The organism is Leifsonia sp. 1010 (assembly GCF_031455295.1).
Taxonomy (GTDB): domain Bacteria; phylum Actinomycetota; class Actinomycetes; order Actinomycetales; family Microbacteriaceae; genus Leifsonia.
Window position 1 is genome coordinate 188,197 of sequence record NZ_JAVDSL010000002.1, and the last position, 22,101, is coordinate 210,297.

The window sequence follows — 22,101 nt, forward strand, 5'->3', positions numbered from 1 at the left end:
GCGGAAGCTCAGGCGGCGGGGGTGGGGAGTGCCGCGCGGATGAGGACCTGGGCTGCGGCGCGCGCGTCGGCGGCGGCGTCGGGCGTTCCGGCGATTGCGGCCGTGGTCTGTGCGCCCTCGGCGAGGATCGCGAGTTGCGGCGCGAGCGACGGCGACGCCCCGGCCCCCGCGGCGAGCTCGGCGACGAACGTCTGGAATGACTCCTTGTGCCGCCGGGCGGCCTCCGCGACGCGCGGGTCTGCCGCGCCGAGCTCGCCGAACGCGTTGATGAAGCCGCAGCCGCGGAAGGTGTCCTCGACGAACCAGTCCGCCAGGTAGTCGTAGATCGCGAGCAGCTTCGCCTCGGCGCCGTCGACGGTCGCGACCCGGGCGGCGACGCCGTCGGTCCAGAGGTCGTGACGCTTCGCGAGCACCGCGAGCACGAGGTCGTCCTTCGAGGGGAACAGCTGGTACAGGCGTCGCAGCGACACGCCCGCCGCATCCCGCACCTGGTCCATGCCGACGGCGTGGAAACCGCGCGCGTAGTAGAGCGCGTCGGCAGCGTCCACGATCCGGGTCCGCATCTCTTCATCCGCCATTCTCTGATTGTAGCTTGACTGAGAACGACAGTTCTCGCTAGAGTCGGATCACCGGCGAGAACGATCGTTCTCGCGCCAGTCGAAGAAAGGATGCGACACGATGTCGTACATCACCGTCGGGACCGAGAACAGCACCCCCATCGAGCTCTTCTACGAAGACCACGGCTCCGGCCAGCCGGTCGTGCTGATCCACGGGTTCCCGCTCGACGGCCACTCGTGGGAGAAGCAGACCGCCGCGCTGCTCGACGCCGGCTACCGCGTGATCACGTACGACCGCCGCGGATTCGGCCGTTCCAGCCAGGCTGCGACCGGCTACGACTACGACACCTTCGCCGCCGACCTGAAGGTCGTGCTCGACACCCTCGACCTGCGGGATGCCGTGCTCGTCGGCTTCTCGATGGGCACCGGCGAGGTCGGCCGCTACCTCGGCCTGTACGGCTCGGAGCGCGTCGCCAAGGTCGCCTTCCTCGCCTCGCTCGAGCCGTACCTGCTCAAGACCGACGACAACCCCGACGGCGCCGCCCCGCGCGAGTTCTTCGAGGACATCGTGGATGCGGTGAAGGCCGACCGCTACGCGTACTTCACGCAGTTCTACAAGGACTTCTACAACCTCGACGAGAACCTCGGCACCCGCATCAGCGAGGAGGCCGTGCGCAACAGCTGGAACGTCGCCGCCGGCAGTGGGGCGGTGGCTTCGGCAGCCGCGCCGCTCACCTGGTTCACCGACTTCCGCGCCGACATCGCCAAGATCGACGTCCCTGCGCTCATCCTCCACGGCACTGCCGACAACATCCTCCCGATCGACGCGACCGCCCGTCCCTTCCACAAGCTCCTGCCGCAGGCGGACTACGTGGAGGTCGAGGGCGCGCCGCACGGCCTGCTGTGGACCCACGCGGCCGAGGTCACCGAGGCGCTCCTGACCTTCCTCCGGAAGTAACCCGCCCCCGGGCCAGGAGTGGGCGCGGCGCGGACCTCGGGCGGTCCGCGCCGCGCTTTGTCATGTCCGCAGGCGTCTGCGCTCGGCCCACACGTACAGCGCGGCGTAGACGACGAACGAGCCGACGAGGCCCCAGACGAGCAGGGCGGCGGACGGCCGCGACCACAGTAGCTCCCCTCCGCGCAGCAGGAGGGCGAGCAGCATCAGCGCCAGCGCGACGAGCTGCGCCTGGAAGATCTGCCGGAACGCGCTCCACCGGGCATCGCCCAGCATCCACAGGTTGACCATGCCGGGAAGGGTCAGGATGGCGCCGCAGACGCGGGCGGTCAGCGGCGTCAGCGGCCATGCCCACACCGCGATCGCCAGCTGCGGTGCGACGAACAGCACCAGCCCGACCGCCAGCGAGCAGATCCCGATGAGGGCGAGCAGGATGCGTACCCAGCCGGGCAGGACCGCATCCTGCTGTTCGACCGCTCCGGAGTCCTCCCCGCGGTTCACGATCATCGCGGCCAGCACCAGGAACGGCGTCGTCACGTACAGCGTCACCCAGACGATGAACGACAGGTGGCCGAAGTGGAAGCGGTCCCAGTGCAGGAAGGTCGCGACCGCGAGCAGCGTGGCGAACAGCAGGACGGCGGGGAAGCCGTGACGGACGGCGTGCCACCGGTTCGGCCGCACGACGTGGGCGAAGAAGACGATGCCGCCCGCATAGGCGCTCCCGAGCAGCATCGCGGTGATCGGCGGGCGGATCGTCCAAGCGAACAGCCGGTCGGTGGTTTCGGCCAGCGGGTAGAGCAGCACGAAGGCGGCGACCAGGAACGGGATGATGATCGCGCCGACCACGCGCGTGTAAGAGTGCACGCGGTCGGTCATGAGTCGTGCCCCTCCGCCTCGGCGACGGCGCGGTCGGCGGGCAGGGAACGGCCCTCGGCGACGGCGGCATCGAAGGCGTCGGCGACGGACGCGCCGGCTTCCGCGGGGGAGTCCGCCGCGAGCATCCGGTCGACGAAGAGCTGGTGGAAGGAGAACGCGGGCGCGTTGTACAGCCCGGTGCGTTCCCGCAGCGAGCGAGACGCCCCGAGCAGGCGGCCGGCCCGGCGGACGTCGCCCGAGAGGGCGGCGACCGCGACCATCCCCTCCAGACCGTAGGCGATGCCCTCGACGTGGCCGAGCCTGCTGGAGAGCGCAAGGCACGCCGAGAAGTCGGATGTCGCCCCGGCCGCATCGCCGAGCAGCAGCCGTGCCCACCCGCGGTGGTGCTGGGCGATCGTCACGCCCAGCTCGTCGCCGTTGTCGTGGGCGAGGGCCAGGCTCTCCTCGAAGTGTCCGAGCGCCGCATCCACTCGTTCGCGCAGCAGAGCGACCCTGCCGAGCATGACGAGCGCCATCGCCTGGCCCCAGCGGTCGCCGGCGTCGCGGAACAGGCGCAGGCTCGTGTCCATCGCGTCGTCCGCGGCGGCCGGATCGGGCTGCGGCGAGGCCAGGACGGCGAGAGCGAACGAGATGAGCGCGAGCGCCTCGCCGTCCGGATCGTCGGAACTGCGGAAGAGTCCGGCGCTCTCCGTGAGGCTGGCGGCGACCGTCCCACCCGGGTCCTGCCAGAAGGTGATCGCCTGGGTGAAGTACAGGGCGATGGCACGGGTGCGGTCGTCAAGCTGGTCGTCGGCGGCGAGCACCTCGTCCATCCATCCGCGCACTTCGCCGAGCAGGCCGGCGACCCACCAGTACACGTAGAGCGCCCACGCCAGGTGCGCCGCCCGCGCCCAGTCGCGCCGGTCGAGGAGGTGCCGGACAGCGGCCCGCAGGTTGCCGGTGTCGGCTCCGAGCCGCACCACCCAGTCGTGCTGCGCGGCGCCTTCGAGGCCCGCGTCCGCCCGGTCCCCGAGCCCGAGGAAGAACGCTGCGTGGGCGTCGCGGACGTCAGCGAGTGTTCCCTCGCGTTCCAGCTGTTCGAGGCCGTACTCGCGGACGACCGCGAGCACGGAGAATCGTGCGGCGGCGGTGTCCTCATGCTGGCGCACCAGGCTGTTGTCGACCAGCACGGCCAGCGCGGAGAGGACATCGGGCGTGCGGCCGTCGGCCGACACGGCCTGAGCGACGGACTCCGCCGCCTCCAACGAGAAGCTCGCCGAGAACACGCCGAGCTTGGCCAGGAGAGCGCGCTCCGGCGGGTCGAGCAGCTGGGCGCTCCAGTCGATGGTGGCGCGGAGGGTCTTCTGGCGCTCGGGCAGATCGCGAGCACCTCCGACGAGCAGCGGCAGCCGGTGGTCGAGCCGCCGCGCGAGTTCGGCCGGCGGCAGCACCCGCACGCGCGCGGCGGCCAGTTCGAGCGCCAGGGGCACGCCGTCCAGCGCCGAGCAGATCCGGTCGACGTCTCCGCGGTTCGACGTCGTGACCTCGAAATCCGGACGGACGGCGTGGGCGCGTTCCACGAACAGCGTCATCGCGTCGTCCGGCGGCAGAGGGTCGAGCTCGTAGCGCCGCTCGCCGCCGACGCGGAGCAGCGACCGGCTGGTGACGATCGCGGAGACGCCGGGCGCGGCGGCCAGCAGGGAGGTGACGACCGGCGCCGCGGGGAGCGCCTGCTCGAAGTTGTCGAGCACCAGCAGCACCCGGCGGTCCCGCAGTGCGGTGGTGACCTTGTCCACGAGGGGTGCGTCGCCGGTGTCCCGCACCCCGAGGGCCTGCGCGAGGGCACCGACGACACCGGCCGCATCGTGCGCGGGCGAGATGTCGACGAAGACGGCTCCATCGGGGAAGCGGTCGCCGGGATCGGAGGCGGTGGCGATCGCGAGCCGGCTCTTGCCCATCCCGCCGGGACCGGTGATCGTGACGAGGCGCGCGCCGCCGCCGAGCATCGCGCGGACCGCCTCGACGTCGGCCGCGCGCCCGATCAGGCGGGTCAGCGGCGAGGGCAGCGCGGGGGTCGCGCTGGGCGCGGTCGACGCGACCGGATGCGGCGGTGAGGTCGCGAGCCTGCTCAGCTCGAAGCGCTCGGCGAGGAGGGTGGCCAGATCCGCCTCCAGCAGCACCTGCAGCTCCTGCGCCGACTCGATGTACTTGAAGGAGGCGCGGTCGTCGGCGCGGATGCGGTCGAGCAGCTCGGTCAGCCGCGGCTCGCGGCCGGGGGCCGGATCCTTGATGTAGATGAGCCGCGGCAACTGCGGCGGGCACAGGTTGTACTCGTCCTCGAGCCCGGAGACCTGCTCGTCCGGCGCGACCCAGCCGTACCGCTCCCAGTACAGCCCGACGAACACGTCGCTCTGGTCGAGGTAGGCGCGGTACAGCTCGCGCGGGGGATGCGGACGAGCGCCCAGCTCGAACATGACCGGCGCCAGATGCAGGCGCTCGATCGCGGCTCGTGCGGCCCGACGTTCCGGGGCGAGCTCTTTGAGGGTCGAACTGACGAAGACCCGCAGCCGCTGGTCCGGTGTGCGGATCACCCGCGGGGCGCCGTTCATGCACGCATTCTGTTGCACGCACCCCGTGGTGCACCAGAGGTCTGTCTGCGGGCGGCCGTCTCAGCGGCGGCGGCGGGCTCAGTGCGAGCGGCCGGCTCAGTGCGCGCGGCGGGACGACCGGGCGGGGGAGGCCTCGGCCGGAGTCGCCGCCGATGCGGCGGATGTCGTCGCGCGCAGTTCGCGCAGCGCCGCGGCGGACGCCGACCCCGCCTCGGCGTGATAGATCACCAGCAGCTGCCCGTCCGAGTCGCCGATCGGGAGCTTCTGCCTGCTGAGCTCCAGCATCCCGAGCCGGGGGTGGTCGAGCCGCGCGGCGCCCCCGCCGAGCCCGCGCACATCGTGGCGCGCCCACAGCTTGCGGAAGTGCTCGCTGCCGAGCGAGAGCTCGCCGACGAGCTGGGCGATGCGCGGGTCGTCGACGTCGCTGCCGATCGAGGCGCGGAACGACGCGATCAGTCCGGCGGTGGCCTGCTCCCAGTCCGGGTACAGCGCCCGCTCGTCCTCGTCGAGGAAGAGGGAGCGCAGCCGATTCGCTCCGGGGCGGATGCTGGGGGAGAGGGCGGTCGCGAGCGGGTTCGCCGCCAGCACGTCGAACATCCGGTCCTCCACGAACGCGGGAAGCTCGATCACCTCCAGCAGCTGGAGGATGCCCTTCGGCACGGTGCGACGGGCCGCGCGGCGGACGCGCCCGGGCAGCGGCTCGCCCAGGCTCAAGAGGTACTCGGTGGCCGCCGCGTCGAGGTCGAAGACGCGCGCGAGCGCGGTCAGCACCTGCGCGGACGGGTGACGGTCGCGCCCCTGCTCGAGCCGCAGGTAGTAGTCGGCGCTGATCCCCGCGAGCGTCGCGACCTCCTCACGGCGGAGTCCCGGCGTGCGGCGGACGCCCGTGACCCGGAGGCCGACGGAGGCCGGGTCGACGAGCTCGCGCCGGGCGCGGAGGTACTCGCCGAGGGAGTTCGGTTCAGAGCGGGAGGTGGCCACAGCGCGAGTCTAAGAGGACGCGGCGCGAGCATCCAGGTCCTCCCATCCCCAGGATCATCGCGGTACTGCCTGGCGTGCCCGCGACGCCGGAGAGTGGATGCCATGACAGACATCGACACCACTCGCGCCGCCCTCCCCGGCGGCACCTACCGCACCGGCGACCTCGACCTCACCCGCTTCGGCTACGGCGCCATGCAGCTCGCCGGCCCGGGCGTGTTCGGCCCGCCGGCCGACCGTGACGGAGCCATCGCGGTGCTCCGCGGGGCCGTGGAGGCGGGCATCACGCACATCGACACGGCCGAGTTCTACGGCCCCCACGTGACCAATGAGCTCATCCGCGAGGCGCTGGCGCCGTATCCCGACAGCCTCCACATCGTCACGAAGGTCGGGGCGGAGCGGGATACGGAGGGGAACTGGCCGCACGCGCGCTCGCCGCAGCAGCTGCGCGATCAGGTGCACCAGAACCTGCGCTCGCTCGGGCTCGAGACGCTGGACGTCGTCAACCTGCGCGTCGGCGGCTTCGACCGTCCGGAGCCCGGTTCGCTCGCCGAGCAGTTCGGCGCCCTCGCCGACCTGCAGCGGGAGGGGCTCATCCGGCACCTGGGGCTCAGCACGGTGAGCGCGGAGCAGCTGGCGGAGGCGCAGGCCATCGCGCCGGTCGTCACCGTGCAGAACTTCTACAACATCGCCAACCGGGAGGACGACGCGCTGGTCGACCAGACCGCGCGCGAGGGGATCGCGTACGTGCCATACTTCCCGCTCGGCGGCTTCACGCCGCTGCAGTCCGACACGCTCGCATCGGTCGCCGGGCGGCTCAGCGCGACGCCGCTCGCCGTCGCGCTGGCGTGGCTGCTGCACCGCTCGCCGAACATCCTGCTGATCCCGGGCACGTCGTCGGTAGCGCACCTGCGCGACAACATCGCGGGTGCTGGGCTGCAGCTGCCGCAGGACGTCATCGCCGAGTTGGACGCGGTCGGCTGACCACCCGGGGGATGTGCTCGCGCCATCTTCAGCGCCCCATTGCTTCGAATGCGAAATCGTATATCATTGGCGGATCGGAGCGCCGCTCCGGGACAACGATGTCGCAGCACTGGGAGTACACAACGATGAGCACATCCCCCTTCACGCCAACGGGCAGCATCCGCTCGCAGACGGATCGCCGCCGGGTCGTCTTCGCCACCGTCATCGGAACGACGGTCGAATGGTACGACTTCTTCATCTATGCCTCCGCGGCCGGCCTCGTCTTCGGCCAGCTGTTCTTCGCGCCTGCCGGGCCGCAGTTCGCCACGGTGCTGTCGTTCCTGACGGTCGGGGTGAGCTTCCTGTTCCGTCCGCTGGGCGCGTTCCTCGCCGGACACTTCGGCGACCGGTACGGCCGTCGCCAGGTGCTGGTCGTCACCCTGATCCTGATGGGGCTCGCCACCGCCCTTGTCGGCCTGCTGCCGACGTACGAGGCGATCGGCATCGCGGCGCCCATCTTCCTGGTGCTGCTGCGCGTGCTGCAGGGCATCTCGGCCGGCGGCGAGTGGGGCGGCGCCGTCCTGATGGCGGTCGAGCATGCGCCGACCGCCCGGCGCGGCCTGTTCGGCGCGTCGCCGCAGATCGGCGTGCCGCTCGGCCTGCTGCTCGCCTCGGGTGCGATGGCCCTGATGACGGTCATCGCCCCCGGTGACGCGTTCCTCGCCTGGGGTTGGCGGGTGCCGTTCCTGTTCTCCGTGGTGCTCATCGCGATCGGATACTGGGTGCGGCGCCGCGTCGAGGAGAGCCCCGTCTTCACCGAGATCGCGGAGCGCCGCGAGCGCACCCGGATGCCGATCGTGAAGGTGTTCCGCAAGCACGCGCTGCTCGTGGTCGTCGCCGCCCTGGTCTTCGCCGGCAACAATGCGGTGGGTTACATGACGACCGGGGGATACATCCAGAACTACTCGACCGACCCCGAGGGGCCGCTGAAGCTCGAGCGCGGCCCCGTGCTGTGGGCGGTCGCGGCCTCCGCCGTGACCTGGCTGGCCGCCACCTGGTTCGCAGGCTGGCTGAGCGACCGCATCGGCCGCCGCACCACCTACATCATCGGGTGGATCCTGCAGCTGGTCGGCGTGTTCGCGCTCTTCCCGCTGGTCAACACGGCGAACGTCGGCCTGCTGTTCGTCGGTCTCGCCATCCTCACGATCGGGCTCGGGTTCACGTACGGACCGCAGGCGGCGCTGTACTCGGAGCTGTTCCCGGCATCCATCCGCTTCTCGGGCGTCTCCATCTCGTACGCGATCGGGGCCATCCTGGGCGGGGCGTTCGCCCCGACGATCGCGACCGCGCTGGTGCAGGCGACCGGGAGCACGCTGTCGGTCACCTGGTACCTCGCCGGCATGACGCTCCTCGGTCTCATCGCGACGCTGCTGCTGCGCGATCGCACGGGCATCCCGCTCGGTCCCGACCACGAGGCGGAGCAGGCGGCGAGCCCGATCCGCGGCGTCGGCCGCCGCGCCGAGGCGCCGGAGCCCGTGCGCAACTGACGCGCCCCCTCGTCTCGCCCATCGGGCCTAAGATTTGCGCCAAATCTCGGTTTTGAGCGCCCCAAAACCGAGATTTGCGCCAAATCGTGACGCGGGGTGTCCTGGGAGGGGTGAGATTCGTGCCGAATGTGCGGAATGGCGCGCTGAAAGCGCACATTCGGCACGAATGTCGTGGGGTTAGCCCGCGACGAAGTGGATGAGGTGGTGCGCCACCGCCTCGCCCGACACGTCGTGCGTCTGGCCGGCCACGATCGCGAACTCGCCGTCCTGAGCGGCCGCGGCCACGCCCTCCGCACCGAAGCGCAGGAAGCCGGGGCTCTGCTCGCCCGCGAGGCCGAGCACCGGCACGCTGATCGCCTGCAGCAGGTCGTCCGGGATGCGGCTGTCGCCCATCGCGGCATCGTCGTACGCGAGGGTGGGGGCGAGCGCCAGCGTGCTCTCCCACCCGGGCGAACGGCGCATCCCCTCGATTCCGGCATCCGGCACGCCGACGCGCCGGAGGAACAGCTCGACGGCGCCGGCGCGGTCGTCCGCCGCGAGCGCCTCCGCGAGCTCGCTCGTGTAGGCGGTCGCCGAGGAGAGCATCGGGTCGGGCAGGTACGGCGGCTCGTAGACGGCGACGCGCGGGATGCGGTCCGGACCGAGGGCTGCGGCGGCGGCCAGGGCGAGGGCGCCACCCGACGACATGCCGAACAGCGTCGCCGAGCCGCCCGCAGCATCCACGAGGGCGGCGATGTCCTCGATCTCGCGCGCGACCGCGTCGGCTCGTGCGGACGGATCGCCCAGCCGGTCGCTGCTCTCGCCGCGCCCGCGGCGGTCGTAGAGGACGACCGTCAGCCGGGCGCGGAGGGCGGCGGCGATCGGGCGCATCGGCCCGGCATCCCGGAAGCACATCGCGCCGTCGACCAGGATCACGGCGGGGCCTGTGCCGTCGATCTCGTATGCGATCGTGCTGCCGTCGGCGGAGGCGAGGGTGCTCATGGTGTGCAGCGTATCCCCTGCGCTCAACCGGACGGGCTCAGCGCCCCTGTCGCCGCCGCACGCCGAACCCGATCAGCACCGCTCCGCCGATCGCCACGAGCACGCCGGCGCCGCGCACGAGCCACTGCGTCTCACCGGTCAGCGCATCCACCAGCAGCGGACCCGCGAGCCCGATGACGACGAGCGCGACTCCCAGGATGAAGAACCAGGGGGAACCGTTCGTCCGCTCGACCATGCTCCGAGCCTATCCGGGCGCGGATGGTTCGGTCACGGCCGAGCGGACGGCGGTTTACGGCAGGTAGTACGTCGGGTTCGGCAGCTTGACGGTCCGGTCGGCGTAGCCGCCGATCAGGTCGCTGTACTGGTCGCCGAAGTTCGCGACGATGTCGTAGCGGCCGCCGGAGGGCGACTCGATGTGCGCCCGCGTCTGCGACTTGTACTCGATGGTGGTGCACTTGGCCGTCGCGCAGGTGATGTACGACGGCTGCTGCGAGGCGCCGACGCCCGTCCACTTCGTGTAGAAGTTCTGCGCGGTGAAGCCGGTGTAGCCGACCTTCGCGAGGTTGCCGAGCGTCGCCGCCTTCTGGTCGTCGTTGCGGCCGGTGAGGCCGATCAGGGTGCACCCGGCCTTCTGGGCGACGGCCGCCAGGGTCGTCATGTGCGGCGTGGCCGGGAAGCGCTGCTGCTGGACCCACACATCCTGCTCGGCCGGGTTGAACTGGAAGTGCATGTCCGCGACCTCCATGTCGTACGTCCAGAGCGTGGTGTCGTCCGTGTCGAGCACGATCGCCGGGTTCTTGTGCAGCTTCTTCTCGACGAAACAGGTCGCGGCCAGCACCGGCGCCTGGCGGAGCACGATGGAGCGGAGCTCACGGATGTAGGGCGAGTCGGTCTTGTTCGCGATGCCCGTGCCCGGGTCGCCGTAGTACGTGGCGATGGTCTTCTTGACGGAGTCGATGTTCGGGATGCCCTCGCCGCCCTCCGTGGCCCCGCTCGAGCCGTCGGGCGCCATGGTGAAGTGAGTGCGCGGGGCGAGCTGCGGCTCGGAGACGCCGGGCAGGTCCGCCGACGGCAGGTAGTAGGTCGGGTTCGGGAGCTTCAGCGCCTCCTCCGCGTAGCCGCCCTGGAGGTCCGACCACTGGTCGCCGATGTTGAGGGTGATCGTGTAGCCGAGGTCCTGGATGTGCTTCCGCGTCAGCGCCTTGTACTCGACGGTCGTGCAGCTGGCCGCCGCGCACGTGAGGTACGAGGGCTGCTGGGAGGCGCCGGTGCCGGTCCACTTCGTATAGAACCGGTCGGCCGTGAACGCGGTGTACCCGACCTTGTCGAGATTGCCGAGGGTGGCGGCCTTCTGATTGTCGTTTCGCCCGGTCAGCCCGAACACCGTGTACCCGAGCGCGGCGGCCTGGTTCACGAAGTCGACCATTCCGGGAGTGGCGGGGAAGCGCTGGCCCTGGACCCACACATCCTGCTCGGCCGGGTTGAACTGGAAGTGCATGTCCGCGACCTCCATGTCGTACGTCCAGAGCGTGGTGTCGTCCGCGTCGAAGACGATCGCGGGCTTCTGGCCCTGCTGCACGGCGCGGTCGTACTCGGCCTTGAGCTCCGCCTTCTCGCGGCCGAGGATGCCACCGAGCTCGCGGATGTACGGCGAGTCGGTCTTGTTCGCGATGCCGGTGCCGGGGTCGCCGTAGTACGTGGCGATCGTCTTCTTGACGGAGTCGATGTTCGGGATGCCTTCGCCCCCCTGGGTCGCTCCGCTCGAGCCGTCGGGCGACATGGTGAACGAGGTGCGCGGCGCGAGTGCGGCGTCACCATGGCCGTGTCCGTTGCCGGGCCCCGGATCCCAGGCGAGTGCTGCCGGAGCATCCGCCAGGCCGACGCCGAGCGCGAGCACGAGAGCGCTCGCGGCGCCGACGAACACGCGGCGGAACCGGGAGGGGGAGTGGAGGGAGTCGGACATGATCGCACCTTCGCCATCGGGCGGCCGTCGTGAGGCCTGGATGTCTGCCCCCGTTCGGGGGCCGGGAGCAGCCTAGCGAAGCGTCGACGGGAGCGAAAGCGAAGGGACGTCGGAGGCGGTCGCGAAGCGAACGACACACTCAGCGGGATTGAAGTGGACCCCGGTAACGTTGACGCCCGTATGCGCACCGACACCCTCGACACGGCCGCCCTCCGTGCGGACTTCCCGATCCTCTCGCGAGAGGTGAACGGGCACCCCTTCGTCTACCTCGACTCCGGCGCCACGTCGCAGAAGCCGCGCCAGGTGCTCGACGCCGAACGCGAGTTCGCCGAGCGCTTCACCTCGGCCGTGCACCGCGGGGCGCACACGGTGGCGGGCGAGGCGACCGAGCTGTTCGAGGACGCCAGGGCGCGCGTCGCCGGCTTCGTCGGCGCACAGCCGGAGGAACTGGTCTGGACCTCCAACGCGACCGAGGGCATCAACCTGCTGGCGTACGGGATGTCGAACGCCTCCCTCGGGCGCGGTGGCGCGGCGGCCGAGCGCTTCCGTCTCCGCCCGGGCGACGAACTCGTCGTGACGGAGGCGGAGCACCACGCCAATCTCATCCCCTGGCAGGAGCTCGCCGCGCGCACGGGCGCGACCCTGCGCGTGATCGGCCTGACCGACGAGGGGATGCTGCGGCTCGACCAGGCCGCCGAGATCATCGGCCCGCGCACGCGCGTTGTCGCGTTCGCGCACGTCTCCAACGTGCTCGGCGGCATCAACCCCGTCGCCGAGCTCGTCGCGCTGGCCCACGAACACGGCGCGCTCGTCGTGCTGGACGCCTGCCAGTCCGTCCCGCATCTGGCGGTCGACCTGCCCGCTCTGGACGTCGACTTCGCCGTGTTCTCGGGCCACAAGATGCTCGGCCCGACCGGCGTCGGCGCCCTCTACGGCCGCAGCGAGCTGCTGAACGCCCTCCCGCCCTTCCTCACCGGCGGTTCCATGATCACGCAGGTGACGCTGGAGGGCGCCGAGTACCTCCCGGCACCGCAGCGGTTCGAGGCCGGGACCCAGCGCGTGTCGCAGGCCGTCGCCCTCGCCGCCGCCGTCGACTACCTCGATGCGGTCGGAATGCCCGCGATCGAAGCGCACGAGGAGGCGCTGGGGGAGCGGCTGCTCGCCCGCCTCGCGGAGGTCGAGGGCGTGCGCGTGCTCGGCCCGGGTGCCGGTGTGCCGCGGGTCGGCCTCGCGAGCGTCGTGGTGGACGGCATCCACGCGCACGACGTCGGCCAGTTCCTCGACGACCGCGGCATCGCGGTGCGGGTCGGCCACCACTGCGCGCAGCCTGTGCACCGCAGGTTCGGCGCGACGGCCAGCACGCGCATCAGCACCTACCTCTACAACGCGGCGGACGAAGTGGACGCGGCCGTCGAGGCGATCGCCGACGCCCGCGTCTTCTTCGGCGTCACGAGCGGGGGAGTCCGATGAGCGACCTGCAGAACCTGTACCAGCAGGTCATCCTCGACCACGCCCGCGAGAAGCACGGCTACGGAATCGCGGGCGACGAGGCCGCGACCTCGCACCAGTTCAACCCCACCTGCGGCGACGAGGTGACGGTCGGCGTGCGCACCGCGGCCGACGGGCGCATCCTCTCGATCGGCTGGGAGGGGCACGGCTGCTCGATCTCGACGGCCTCCGCGTCGCTGCTGAGCGACCTCGTCGAGGAGGTGGACCGCGAGCGGCTGGCCGCATCCATTGCCGCTTTCCGCGAACTCATGCACTCGAAAGGCGCGCTGGAGGGCGACGAGGAACTGCTCGGCGACGCGGTCGCCCTCGCCGGCGTCTCCAAGTACGTCACGCGGGTGAAGTGCGCGATGCTGCCGTGGGTGGCCCTCGAGGACGCGCTGCTCAAGTCCGCCTGATCGGCGCGGTCGCCGTCAGGGAACCGGTGCCAGATCCACCTCGTCGGCGATCGCCTCCAACGCTGACGGCAGTGACGGGAACGTCGTGCCGTAGACGAGACCCGAGGGACCGGCGGCCGTCCACGCCTGCGCGCCCCGGGTGACGCGCCCGACGAGGTAGCGGCGGTGGCCGCCCAGCACCTGACGCTGGGCGAGCGGCAGCGTGAGCGGAAAGGCGTACACGTCGCCCTGCGGGCTGACGACCAGCTCCCAGCGGGCCCGTCCCGGACTGAACTTGCTCGTGAAGATGCGCGACATGATCGACCGTTTGTACCGCGTGGCCGCGCGCCGTCGCCACGAACATGACGACCTGTTGCGAAAACCTGCGCCGCGTTACGCCGGAGGTGTGTCGGGGCGTCTTCCGCGGGTGCTGTCGGGCACCGGTCACGGCTCCAGCCGGGAGAGCCAGACGGTGAGGATGCGCTCGAGCTCGGCGGCATCCCGTGGGCTCAGTTCGTCGATGAGGCGGCGCTCGTTGGCGAGGTGATCCGTGAAGGCGGCGTCGATGGTCTCGCGTCCGCGCGAGGTGAGCGCCACGACCCGGCCGCGGCCGTCGGTCTCGGAGGCGCGGCGGGTGACGAGACCGGCGCGCTCCAGGCGGTCGATGCGTTTCGTCATGCCGCCGGTGGTGATCATGGTGTGCTCGGCGAGTTCGCCGGCCGTCCGCTCGTAGGGTGCTCCAGCGCGGCGCAGGGTGGCGAGTACGTCGAAGTCGCCCTCGGCGAGACCGTGCGCCTCGTAGACGGCCACCAGCTCGTCGGTGAGCCGGGCGGCGACGCGGTGCAGTCGACCGATGACGCCCTGCGGCGACGGGTCGAGGTCCGGACGCTCGCGGCGCCACTCGGCCTGGATGCGCGCGACGGCGTCGGTCTTCTCTGCGGGTTCCTGGTCCATCCCTTCACAATACCTTCCATGGAAGCTAAAGTAGCTTCCATGGAAGATAACCGACCCACCTCGACCTGGCGGTGGATGCTCGTCACCGCCATCGCGCCCGTCGCGTGGGGCTCCACGTACGTCGTCACGCGGGCCGTGCTGCCCGACGATGCGCTCTGGGGAGCCGTCATCCGCGCCCTCCCGGCCGGAGTGATCCTGCTGGCGATCAGTCGTCGCCGTCCGCACGGTGCCTGGTGGTGGCGGTCCGCCGTGCTGGGCGTGCTGAACACCGGCGGCTTCTTCGCGCTGGTCTACGCGGTGGCGCAACGCCTGCCCTCCGGCGTCGCCTCGACGGTCATGGCGGCGTCACCGCTCGTGATGATGGCGGCCGGCCGGATCATCCTCGGGCAGCGGCCGCGCGCGCTGGCACTCGCGGGAGGTGCGGCGGGCATCGTGGGCGTCGCGCTCATGCTGTTCGGGGGAGCGGATGCGGTCGACGGACTCGGGGTCGTCCTCGCGGTGACCGCCCTGGTCGGCTCGGCGATCGGCTACGCGCTCGCGACGCGCTGGGGAGCGGTCGACCTGATCGCGTCCACCGCCTGGCAGCTGCTGGCCGGCGGGCTGCTCGTGCTGCCGGTCGCCGTGATCGTCGAAGGCGCGCCTCCGGCGCTGGACGGCGCGGCGATCGCCGGGTTCGCCTACGTCACCGTGATCGCGACCGCACTGGCGTTCGTCGCGTGGTTCGCGGGCCTGCGGCACCTGCCGGCCGGAACGGTCGGACTGATCGGGCTGCTCAACCCCGTCACCGGCGTGGTGCTCGGCGCGCTGGTCGCGGGGGAGGCGCTGAGCGGGCGGCAGCTGGTGGGACTCGCGATCGTGCTGGCGGGCATCGCGCTCGGTCGGCTGCCGAAGGACTCCAGGAAGCTGCGGGTCGGCGCGCAGAACGTCGAGCCGGTCGAACCGGTCGAGAAGTCGAGGATGCGGTCGTAGTTGCCCTTCGGGTCGCCGGCGAACATCCGCTCCAGCATCCGCTCGATCACCCAGAGCGCACGGGAGTAGCCGAAGAAGTAGGTGTCTTCGAGCCGGGCTCAGTGAAGGGTGATGCGCTCACTCCTGAATGAGCGTCACTCCTCCGTCTCCCGGGTCAGAGACGGTTGCGGCGGTAGCCACGCCCAGTGCCACCGCGAAAGCGATCGACAAGCTGAGCGCGACAATCGCGGTGGTGAGCAGTGCCACCGACCGAGGTCGCTGTCGGGCCAATCGCACCGAGACCCAAACGAGGAGGACGGCCGCACCGATAAGAGCGGGCCACACGACCGGGGCAAGTACGCTGACCGCTATGGAGGCGACCAGGAGCCATCGGTCGGTCACAGCGGGCTCGGTTCTGGTCGTTGCCGGGGCGATCATGGTCAGACGTTCTTCAGGGTCGCGCTGGTGAGCCGGGTGCCCTTGTAGATGAGCTGCTGCTGCTTGTTGGCGCTGAAGAGAGAGCCCTTGAAAGCGAGCGCCATGTTGTACCTGACGGTGCATGCGCCCGAACCGCCGGAGACGTAGTTGCTCTGGCTGGTGCTGATGTTCCAGACTCCGGCTGCCCCGGTGAACCACCCCGTGCACTCCAGATTGCGGGTCACGTTGGTGGATGTTGCTTCGAAGACGTATCGCATGGTGAAGGTGCCGGTCGTGACCCCGAACAGGCTTGCGTTCACCGGGTAGGTCGCCGTGTACCGGGGGTTGGAGGCGGCAGTCTGAATGTGGGGTGCACTCGCGGCGTTCCGCGCCGTCGCTCGCTTGCTGTCGGGGACGCTGTGTTGCGACGCCGTCGTGATGGAGCCGGCACTGGTGCGTGCCGGCGCCGGCAGTGCGACGGTTGCACTGCCCGAGGTCAGGGTCGGGGCACCCGAGCTGAATTGCATCAGCGACAGCGGGTCCTCCTCGATCGCGTCGGCGACCCGCTCCTGTTCAGCCGCAGGCAGCTGGTCGAACGTCTGGTCGAGGGCGGCATCGGCGGCGTCGCTGACGTTCAATGCGTCCACGAAGTCGCTGAACAGGGCCTCGGCCGAAGCCGGTTCCTCGTCCGCATTCGCCGCGGTGATCCCCGTCCCAAGAACCAGGCCCAGCACAATGCCGCTTGCCGACGCCACCTTCGTCAGTCGGTTCATCTGAGTCTCCGATTCGCACATCTTCCAACGCGCGGGTTCGCGCGAACGTCCGGGGCCAAGGCCCTTCCTTACCCAGGTAGACGACGGCGTCTATCGAATCGTGACGCGCAGACAGCCGAGCTGCTCGGCTATGAATGCAACCGCCGGCCGCGGACTCCGAACGGCGGTTTGTGACGCTGTCGGCCCCGCGGGCTATGCCTCACCCTGTTCGCGGAGCCGCTGGATCGAGCGCCCGGTCAGCTGCCGAGCGACTCCAGGAAGCTCCGCGTCGGCGCGAAGAACGTCGAGCCGGTCGCCGCGGTGGAGAAGTCGAGAATGCGGTCGTAGCTGCCCTCCGGGTCACCCACGAACATCCGCTCCAGCATCCGCTCGATCACCCAGAGCGCGCGGGAGTAGCCGATGAAGTAGGTGCCGAACTCGCCGTGTCCCGGACGGCCGAAGGGCATGTTGTCGCGCAGGATGTCGTGCTCGACCTCTGCCTCGTCGACGATCGTCGCGAGGGTCTTGTGCGACTTCTGGCCGTGCTCGGCGTCGTCCAGCTCGATGTTCTCGACCTTGGTGCGGCCGATCACGCCCTCCTGCGACGGCACGGGGAGGCGGTTCCACGCCCCCAGGTCGTGCAGGTACTTCTGCACGACGACGTAGCTGCCGCCCGCGTGATCCGGGTCCTCGTCGCCGACGACGGTCGCCTGCGTCATGTCGCCACCCGCCGGGTTGGCGGTGCCGTCGACGAAGCCGAGCAGGTCGCGCGCGTCGAAGTAGCGGAAACCGACCACCTCATCCACGACCTCGACAGCACCGGCGAGGGAGTCGAGGAGCTGGCGCTCCAGCTCGAACGTGAAGTCGCTCCGCTCGGCGCGGATGTGGAACAGCAGGTCGCCCGGCGTCGAGACGGCGGTGTGCACCGACCCGGCGATCTCGCGGAACGGGTGCAGCTCGCGCGGGAGCGGCATGTCGGTGAGGCGCGGCCAGAGCGTGGCGCCGATCCCGACGTTGCACGAGAGCCGGGCGCCGAGGTCGCGGAATCCGACCGTCTTCACCTGGTCGGTGATGCCGCCGAGCACATCCTTCACGGTGGCGAGCGCCTCCGGCGTGTCGTCGACCGTCACCACCAGGAAGACCGCGGCGCGCGAGAGCGGTGCGTCGACGCTCTGCGGATCGATGGGGACGCGCTGCCAGGGCTGGTCGCCGGTGTTCGCCATGCCGCCATGCTGCCGTATCGGGGCGTCGCGTCGCCACTCGCCCGGACGCACGGGCGTGCCGTTCCGCTCCGACCTAGGCTGGAGGGATGAGCCTGCCCTCCATCGACACCGCTGTCACCTATCCCGACGGCGATCTGACCTCCACCGGGACCGTCGTCCTCGTCCAACCGCTGCCGGACGGCCGCTCGGCCGTGGTGCTCGATCGGACGGCGTTCCATCCGATCGATCCGGTGTGGCCGGATCAGCCCGCCGACGCCGGGACGCTGACCGTCGACGGGCGTGCCTACGAGGTGGTGGATGCGGTGATCGGCGCGACCGACGGCACCACCCTGCACGTCGGCGACGCGCCGGTCCGCACGGGAACAGACGGCTGGGCCTTCGTCGTGTGCCACCTGGTCGAGGATGCTGCGGGCATCGAGCCGGGAGGGGCCGTCGTCGTCAGCGTCGACCCGGCTCGTCGTGGCGCCCTCTCCGCCGGGCACACCGCCTGCCATCTGGCGTCGCTCGCGCTGAACGACGCGCTCGCCGGCCTGTGGACGAAGGAGGTCGCCGTCGACGGCCGCGGACGCCCGAACTTCGATCAGCTCGCGATCACGAGCTCGCACATCCTCGAGGGCGGCTCGCTCGACGAGTACCGCATCGGCAAGAGCCTGCGGAAGAAGGGATTCGCGGCGGCCGATCTCCCCGCGCAGCTGGCCGAGGTGACCGCCGCCGCGAATCGCACGCTCACCGACTGGATCGCGAGCGGCGCCGCCATCTCGATCGTGCGCGAGGGAGGACGCCAGGGCCTCGGCGACCGGCGCCGCTGGCGGGCCGAGCTGCCGGAGGGGGCGGTCGAGATCCCGTGCGGCGGCACCCACCTGCGGTCGCTCACCGAGCTCACCGGCGCCGAGATCGCTCTCGACCTCGCCGACGCCGAGGGTGCCGTCACCGTGACGATGCGCACCACAGCGCACCTCGCGTAACCCCGCGTCGTCCCTCCCGCCATCAGCTCCTGACTTTTTCGGCCTTTCGTCGCCGAAAACGCGGAAAAACTCAGGAGCTGTCGGCGTGGGTCGGCGTGGTCGTCAGTGGGGGAGGAACGGGAGGGCGGCAGCGGCGAGGGCGAGTCCGGCGGCGAGACCCCAGCCGGCGCGCACCAGCTGCGCGCTGCGCACCTCACGCTCGATCGCGCCGAAGCGCTCCGCGGTATCGCCAGGCGAGGCGACGGTCCGCCAGCTGGCCGGGTCGTCGAACAGGCGGGCCGCCCGTGCGGCGGTCTCCTCATCCAGAGCCGCCGGCCGGCGGGTGAGCCAGCGCACGAGCCCCTCGGAGTGCACCACGGCGGTGCGGACCGGCTTGCGGTGGATGCGTACCTCCTTCGCGCCGACCACTACGATCGCCGCGTGGACGGGCGCTTCGATCCCGGCCCGCATCAGCAGGCCACGGACGCGCGAGGCCTCGAGGTCGGAGTTCCGCAGGTAGGGCTGCTTGACGCCGTTGACCAGCACGGACCGGTCGTAGACCGACACACGTGCGCCGCGATGGTGCTTCGTGTTGATGACGAACACGCCGCCCGGGCCGACGACGAGGTGGTCGACATCCGCCTCTCCTGAGCCGACCGGGACGGCGTGGAACGCAGTCCATCCCTTCGGCAGCCGCCCCAGCGTCGCACCGACCTGGCGCTCGCCCAGAGCACCGGCGAACCACGGCTGGGCGCCAGCCGGAAGCGGATCCATCCCGAACGCCCGGGCCAGCGGTGAGCGCGGCGGAGCCGCCTCCTGCAGGCGGACCACCTGCTCCATCACGGCCGTCCCGGGGGCGCGGTCTCGCATCCGCTGTGCACTCATCCGGCCACGCTATCGAGCGCACCGGCGGCGCCCCCAGTCCCCGGTCGGGGACGGATCGACGCGGCTACCCCTGCCCGGGGGTCCCGTGAGTGCGGGGGAGTTCGCTGCTGTCGGGGAGACGTTCCTCCAGCGAGTCGTTGTGCTCCTGCACCGCCTCCAGGCGGTCCGTGTCGGTCTTGCCGAGGTCGCTCACGGCGTCGGTGAGCTCGTCGGCGTCGCGGGGTGCTGCGGTGTCATCCGGTCGATCGGTCATGCGGCGCACTGTACCCGCGTCGGTCGCGCCGGCCCACGCCCGGCGCCCGGGCCCGGATCGGGGACCCGGTTGACGATTCGCGGCCGGGACGGGCTAGCATGCGGCACATGAGCCGCATTGAAACCGGGATCGTCTCCTACACGCTGTCCGGCGACTACTACGCGCGCGTCGGCGCCGACTTCGACACCGAGGCGGTGGATGACGCCATCCTGGCCGAGCTGAACAGGATGCTGCCGCGCGGCGTCGTGGTGGAGCGCTCCGGGCGTGTGCTCGCCGACGAGGAGGTCGCCGACGAGGCACGCGCCATCGACTGGGAGGCCCTGCTGCGCAGCATCGACGTGGATCAGATCCTCGCGGAGCACGGGCGCTGAGCCCGCGGCCGCGGCCGTTTCAGCGTGAGCGCTTGACGTCGTCGTAGGCGGCGAGGGCCGCCCTGCGCGTCTCGGCGAGGTCGACCATCGGCTCGGGGTAGTCCGGAGTGTCCCACTCGGGCACCCAGCGGCGCACGTAGTCGCCGTGCGGGTCGAACTTCTGTCGCTGCAGCTCCGGGTTGAAGATGCGGAAGTACGGCGCGGCGTCCGCGCCGCTGCCTGCGACCCACTGCCAGTTGAAGGCGTTGTTGGCGGGATCCGCGTCGACCAGGGTGTCCCAGAACCACTGCTCGCCGTGGCGCCAGTCGATCAGCAGGTTTTTGATCAGGAACGACGCGGTCACCATGCGCACCCGGTTGTGCATGACTCCGGTTCTCCACAGTTCGCGCATCCCCGCATCCACCAGGGGCACGCCGGTGCGACCCTGTTCCCAGGCCCGGAGTGCAGACGGATGCAGCCGCGGCCACGGGAAGGAGTCGTACTCGCGATGGATGTTCACGGTCGCCAGGTCCGGGTGCTCGAAGAGCGTGTGATAGGCGAACTCGCGCCAGCCGACCTCCGAGAGGAAGGTCGACGCGCTCTGGGCCGTGGCGCCCTGGCGCTTCTCGATGGTGGCGTGCCACACCTGGTGCGGACTGAGCTCTCCCCAGCGCAGCCGGGGAGAGAGGCGCGAGGTCGCATCCACACCGGGTACGTCGCGCTGCTCGCGGTAGTCGCCGAGATCGTCGGCGAGAAAGCGCTTCAGTTGCTCGTGCGCCGCCTTCTCGCCCGGTTCCCAGGTCTCGCGCAGGCCGCCAGCCCAGTCAGGATGCGTCGGCAGGAACCCGAGGTCGTCGAGCGCCACGGTCTCGAGGGACCGGGGCGCGGTTCCTCCAGGCACTTCACGGGGCGCGGGTCCGGGTTTCCGCGGCGCGGGGGCCGCGAGACAGGCCCGCCAGAACGGCGTGTAGACCGAGAACGGGGTGTCCTGCCCGGTCCGGATCGTCCACGGCTCGAAGAGCAGGTTGGCGGCGAAGCTCGTGGCCTCGACGCCCGATGCACGTGCCGCGGTCTTCACCGCTTCGTCGATGCGCCGCTCCGCCCCGCCGTAGCGCCGGTTCCAGAAGATCGCGGACGCGTGGGTCTCGCGCAGCACCGTCTCGATCACGGTCTCGCTCCGCCCGCGCAGCAGGACGAGGCCGGCGCCCAGGCGCTCCAGCGACTCGGTCAGCGACGCCAGACTGTGGTGCAGCCACCACCGGCTGGCGGCGCCGGGCGTCCGGAGCTCCGGCGTCTCGTCGTCCCACACGAAGACGCAGAGCACCGGGCTGCCGGTCTGGATGGCCGCGTGCAGAGCGGGGTTGTCCGCGATCCGCAGGTCGTCGCGGAACCAGACGACCGCCGGGCGGTCGCTCACAGGTCGAGGGAGTCGCCGGGCTCCAGCGGGTAGAAGGTGCCGCCGTTCTGCTCGGTCGCCCATGCCAGGCGCCCGTTCGACATGTCCTTGCCCGCCCGGGAAAGTACCATCTCGTGGATGGGGAAGGCGCGCTTCGGCTTCACCGCGAGCACGTAGTCCATGGTCTCGGCGATCTTCATCCAGGGGGCGCCGGCGGGGGCGGCCAGCACATCCACCTCGACGCCCTCCGGGGCCGAGAACGAGTCGCCCGCGTAGTAGAGCACGTCGTTGACGAGCACTCCGACGTTGTCGACCACCGGGATGCTCTCGTGGATGACGGCGTGGCGCCCGCCGAAGAAGCGGAGGGTGAACGGGCCGGCCTCCACCGTGTCACCGGGGTGGACGACCGTGATGTCGAAGTCGGAGGCGGCGGCGGCCACGCCTTCCGGGCCGAAGATCGTCACGTCGGGGGAGAGGTCGAGAACGCGATTCAGCTGCTCCGGGGTCCAGTGGTCGGGGTGCTCGTGCGTGATGACCACGGCGACGGCGTTCGCGGTGTCGGTGAGCGGAGAGGTGAAGCTGCCCGGGTCGACGAACAGCTTCTGTCCGTCCTGCTCGAGGAGGAGGCCGGCGTGCTCGAACTTGGTGAGTCTCATGGTTCCCAGGAAATACCGGATGGGATGCGCAT

General features: G+C 70.9%; 23 protein-coding genes. 8 read left to right on the plus strand and 15 right to left on the minus strand.

What is annotated here, in order from left to right; genetic code table 11:
* Window positions 1-8: 8 nt before the first annotated feature.
* Window positions 9-578: a TetR/AcrR family transcriptional regulator gene (locus J2Y42_RS11640; RefSeq protein ID WP_309858616.1), complete on the minus strand. Its 570-nt coding sequence runs from the start codon at window positions 576-578 to the stop codon at window positions 9-11.
* Between the two features lie 100 nt (window positions 579-678).
* Here J2Y42_RS11640 and J2Y42_RS11645 point away from each other — a divergent pair, with 100 nt between their 5' ends.
* Window positions 679-1,515 (plus strand): alpha/beta hydrolase, encoded by an 837-nt coding sequence (locus J2Y42_RS11645; protein WP_309858619.1) that lies wholly within the window; start codon window positions 679-681, stop codon window positions 1,513-1,515.
* Window positions 1,516-1,575: 60 nt separating this feature from the next.
* On the opposite strand, the gene J2Y42_RS11650 is transcribed toward J2Y42_RS11645, so the two are convergent.
* From J2Y42_RS11650 to J2Y42_RS11660, 3 genes are all read right to left on the minus strand, one after another.
* Complete coding sequence (locus tag J2Y42_RS11650; protein WP_309858622.1) at window positions 1,576-2,388, minus strand: hypothetical protein; 813 nt, start codon at window positions 2,386-2,388, stop codon at window positions 1,576-1,578.
* On the minus strand, window positions 2,385-4,976 hold the full coding sequence (locus J2Y42_RS11655; RefSeq protein WP_309858625.1) for a DUF4062 domain-containing protein: 2,592 nt from the start codon (window positions 4,974-4,976) through the stop codon (window positions 2,385-2,387). Before J2Y42_RS11655 ends, J2Y42_RS11650 begins: the two co-directional genes overlap by 4 nt.
* Before the next feature lie 96 nt (window positions 4,977-5,072).
* Window positions 5,073-5,957 carry a helix-turn-helix transcriptional regulator gene (locus J2Y42_RS11660; protein WP_309858628.1) on the minus strand — a complete coding sequence of 295 codons (885 nt, stop codon included), beginning with the start codon at window positions 5,955-5,957 and terminating at the stop codon, window positions 5,073-5,075.
* 102 nt (window positions 5,958-6,059) lie between these two features.
* Between J2Y42_RS11660 and J2Y42_RS11665 the strand changes: the two genes are divergently transcribed.
* Window positions 6,060-6,938 (plus strand): oxidoreductase, encoded by an 879-nt coding sequence (locus tag J2Y42_RS11665; protein WP_309858631.1) that lies wholly within the window; start codon window positions 6,060-6,062, stop codon window positions 6,936-6,938.
* Window positions 6,939-7,063: 125 nt separating this feature from the next.
* Window positions 7,064-8,464, plus strand: a complete 1,401-nt coding sequence (locus J2Y42_RS11670) for an MFS transporter (RefSeq protein ID WP_309858634.1) — start codon at window positions 7,064-7,066, stop codon at window positions 8,462-8,464.
* Window positions 8,465-8,641: 177 nt separating this feature from the next.
* Here J2Y42_RS11670 and J2Y42_RS11675 read toward each other — a convergent pair whose 3' ends face one another.
* From J2Y42_RS11675 to J2Y42_RS11685, 3 genes are read right to left on the minus strand one after another with little or no spacing between them, the layout of a single operon-like run.
* Window positions 8,642-9,445 (minus strand): alpha/beta hydrolase, encoded by an 804-nt coding sequence (locus J2Y42_RS11675; protein ID WP_309858637.1) that lies wholly within the window; start codon window positions 9,443-9,445, stop codon window positions 8,642-8,644.
* Between the two features lie 37 nt (window positions 9,446-9,482).
* On the minus strand, window positions 9,483-9,680 hold the full coding sequence (locus tag J2Y42_RS11680) for a hypothetical protein (RefSeq protein ID WP_309858640.1): 198 nt from the start codon (window positions 9,678-9,680) through the stop codon (window positions 9,483-9,485).
* A gap of 54 nt (window positions 9,681-9,734) precedes the next feature.
* Window positions 9,735-11,408 (minus strand): HAD family acid phosphatase, encoded by a 1,674-nt coding sequence (locus J2Y42_RS11685; RefSeq protein WP_309858643.1) that lies wholly within the window; start codon window positions 11,406-11,408, stop codon window positions 9,735-9,737.
* A gap of 180 nt (window positions 11,409-11,588) precedes the next feature.
* On the opposite strand from J2Y42_RS11685, the gene J2Y42_RS11690 reads away from it, so the two are divergent.
* Complete coding sequence (locus J2Y42_RS11690) at window positions 11,589-12,878, plus strand: SufS family cysteine desulfurase (RefSeq protein WP_309858645.1); 1,290 nt, start codon at window positions 11,589-11,591, stop codon at window positions 12,876-12,878.
* On the plus strand, window positions 12,875-13,312 hold the full coding sequence (gene sufU, locus J2Y42_RS11695) for a Fe-S cluster assembly sulfur transfer protein SufU (protein WP_309858646.1): 438 nt from the start codon (window positions 12,875-12,877) through the stop codon (window positions 13,310-13,312). The genes J2Y42_RS11690 and sufU overlap by 4 nt, the downstream gene beginning before the upstream one ends.
* Window positions 13,313-13,327: 15 nt before the next feature.
* Here sufU and J2Y42_RS11700 read toward each other — a convergent pair whose 3' ends face one another.
* Window positions 13,328-13,609: a hypothetical protein gene (locus J2Y42_RS11700; protein ID WP_018190622.1), complete on the minus strand. Its 282-nt coding sequence runs from the start codon at window positions 13,607-13,609 to the stop codon at window positions 13,328-13,330.
* 126 nt (window positions 13,610-13,735) lie between these two features.
* On the minus strand, window positions 13,736-14,245 hold the full coding sequence (locus J2Y42_RS11705) for a MarR family transcriptional regulator (RefSeq protein ID WP_309858650.1): 510 nt from the start codon (window positions 14,243-14,245) through the stop codon (window positions 13,736-13,738).
* 75 nt (window positions 14,246-14,320) lie between these two features.
* Here J2Y42_RS11705 and J2Y42_RS11710 point away from each other — a divergent pair, with 75 nt between their 5' ends.
* Window positions 14,321-15,214 carry a DMT family transporter gene (locus J2Y42_RS11710; protein WP_396427156.1) on the plus strand — a complete coding sequence of 298 codons (894 nt, stop codon included), beginning with the start codon at window positions 14,321-14,323 and terminating at the stop codon, window positions 15,212-15,214.
* A 419-nt stretch (window positions 15,215-15,633) separates the two neighbouring features.
* Here J2Y42_RS11710 and J2Y42_RS11720 read toward each other — a convergent pair whose 3' ends face one another.
* Window positions 15,634-16,383 carry a hypothetical protein gene (locus J2Y42_RS11720; RefSeq protein WP_309858654.1) on the minus strand — a complete coding sequence of 250 codons (750 nt, stop codon included), beginning with the start codon at window positions 16,381-16,383 and terminating at the stop codon, window positions 15,634-15,636.
* 236 nt (window positions 16,384-16,619) lie between these two features.
* A complete protein-coding gene (locus J2Y42_RS11725; protein WP_309858657.1) occupies window positions 16,620-17,585 on the minus strand; it encodes a Dyp-type peroxidase in 966 nt (321 codons plus the stop codon).
* An 86-nt stretch (window positions 17,586-17,671) separates the two neighbouring features.
* On the opposite strand from J2Y42_RS11725, the gene J2Y42_RS11730 reads away from it, so the two are divergent.
* A complete protein-coding gene (locus J2Y42_RS11730; RefSeq protein ID WP_309858660.1) occupies window positions 17,672-18,550 on the plus strand; it encodes a metal-dependent hydrolase in 879 nt (292 codons plus the stop codon).
* 102 nt (window positions 18,551-18,652) lie between these two features.
* On the opposite strand, the gene J2Y42_RS11735 is transcribed toward J2Y42_RS11730, so the two are convergent.
* Together J2Y42_RS11735 and J2Y42_RS11740 are read right to left on the minus strand one after the other, a co-directional pair.
* Window positions 18,653-19,414 (minus strand): nuclease-related domain-containing protein, encoded by a 762-nt coding sequence (locus tag J2Y42_RS11735; protein ID WP_309858661.1) that lies wholly within the window; start codon window positions 19,412-19,414, stop codon window positions 18,653-18,655.
* 64 nt (window positions 19,415-19,478) lie between these two features.
* A complete protein-coding gene (locus J2Y42_RS11740) occupies window positions 19,479-19,667 on the minus strand; it encodes a hypothetical protein (RefSeq protein WP_309858665.1) in 189 nt (62 codons plus the stop codon).
* A 107-nt stretch (window positions 19,668-19,774) separates the two neighbouring features.
* Here J2Y42_RS11740 and J2Y42_RS11745 point away from each other — a divergent pair, with 107 nt between their 5' ends.
* Window positions 19,775-20,038: a hypothetical protein gene (locus J2Y42_RS11745; protein WP_018190629.1), complete on the plus strand. Its 264-nt coding sequence runs from the start codon at window positions 19,775-19,777 to the stop codon at window positions 20,036-20,038.
* Between the two features lie 19 nt (window positions 20,039-20,057).
* Here the strand turns inward: J2Y42_RS11745 and J2Y42_RS11750 are convergent, their stop codons facing one another.
* A complete protein-coding gene (locus J2Y42_RS11750) occupies window positions 20,058-21,434 on the minus strand; it encodes a deoxyribodipyrimidine photo-lyase (RefSeq protein WP_309858669.1) in 1,377 nt (458 codons plus the stop codon).
* On the minus strand, window positions 21,431-22,069 hold the full coding sequence (locus J2Y42_RS11755) for an MBL fold metallo-hydrolase (protein ID WP_309858671.1): 639 nt from the start codon (window positions 22,067-22,069) through the stop codon (window positions 21,431-21,433). Before J2Y42_RS11755 ends, J2Y42_RS11750 begins: the two co-directional genes overlap by 4 nt.
* Between the last annotated feature and the right edge of the window lie 32 nt (window positions 22,070-22,101).

Coding starts and splice junctions, on each gene's coding strand:
- J2Y42_RS11640 (WP_309858616.1), bottom strand. CDS start 578: ATGGCGGATGAAGAGATGCGGACCCGGATCGTGGACGCTGCCGACGCG.
- J2Y42_RS11645 (WP_309858619.1), top strand. CDS start 679: ATGTCGTACATCACCGTCGGGACCGAGAACAGCACCCCCATCGAGCTC.
- J2Y42_RS11650 (WP_309858622.1), bottom strand. CDS start 2,388: ATGACCGACCGCGTGCACTCTTACACGCGCGTGGTCGGCGCGATCATC.
- J2Y42_RS11655 (WP_309858625.1), bottom strand. CDS start 4,976: ATGAACGGCGCCCCGCGGGTGATCCGCACACCGGACCAGCGGCTGCGG.
- J2Y42_RS11665 (WP_309858631.1), top strand. CDS start 6,060: ATGACAGACATCGACACCACTCGCGCCGCCCTCCCCGGCGGCACCTAC.
- J2Y42_RS11670 (WP_309858634.1), top strand. CDS start 7,064: ATGAGCACATCCCCCTTCACGCCAACGGGCAGCATCCGCTCGCAGACG.
- J2Y42_RS11675 (WP_309858637.1), bottom strand. CDS start 9,445: ATGAGCACCCTCGCCTCCGCCGACGGCAGCACGATCGCATACGAGATC.
- J2Y42_RS11680 (WP_309858640.1), bottom strand. CDS start 9,680: ATGGTCGAGCGGACGAACGGTTCCCCCTGGTTCTTCATCCTGGGAGTC.
- J2Y42_RS11685 (WP_309858643.1), bottom strand. CDS start 11,408: ATGTCCGACTCCCTCCACTCCCCCTCCCGGTTCCGCCGCGTGTTCGTC.
- J2Y42_RS11690 (WP_309858645.1), top strand. CDS start 11,589: ATGCGCACCGACACCCTCGACACGGCCGCCCTCCGTGCGGACTTCCCG.
- sufU (WP_309858646.1), top strand. CDS start 12,875: ATGAGCGACCTGCAGAACCTGTACCAGCAGGTCATCCTCGACCACGCC.
- J2Y42_RS11700 (WP_018190622.1), bottom strand. CDS start 13,609: ATGTCGCGCATCTTCACGAGCAAGTTCAGTCCGGGACGGGCCCGCTGG.
- J2Y42_RS11705 (WP_309858650.1), bottom strand. CDS start 14,245: ATGGACCAGGAACCCGCAGAGAAGACCGACGCCGTCGCGCGCATCCAG.
- J2Y42_RS11710 (WP_396427156.1), top strand. CDS start 14,321: ATGCTCGTCACCGCCATCGCGCCCGTCGCGTGGGGCTCCACGTACGTC.
- J2Y42_RS11720 (WP_309858654.1), bottom strand. CDS start 16,383: ATGAACCGACTGACGAAGGTGGCGTCGGCAAGCGGCATTGTGCTGGGC.
- J2Y42_RS11725 (WP_309858657.1), bottom strand. CDS start 17,585: ATGGCGAACACCGGCGACCAGCCCTGGCAGCGCGTCCCCATCGATCCG.
- J2Y42_RS11730 (WP_309858660.1), top strand. CDS start 17,672: ATGAGCCTGCCCTCCATCGACACCGCTGTCACCTATCCCGACGGCGAT.
- J2Y42_RS11735 (WP_309858661.1), bottom strand. CDS start 19,414: ATGAGTGCACAGCGGATGCGAGACCGCGCCCCCGGGACGGCCGTGATG.
- J2Y42_RS11740 (WP_309858665.1), bottom strand. CDS start 19,667: ATGACCGATCGACCGGATGACACCGCAGCACCCCGCGACGCCGACGAG.
- J2Y42_RS11745 (WP_018190629.1), top strand. CDS start 19,775: ATGAGCCGCATTGAAACCGGGATCGTCTCCTACACGCTGTCCGGCGAC.
- J2Y42_RS11755 (WP_309858671.1), bottom strand. CDS start 22,069: ATGAGACTCACCAAGTTCGAGCACGCCGGCCTCCTCCTCGAGCAGGAC.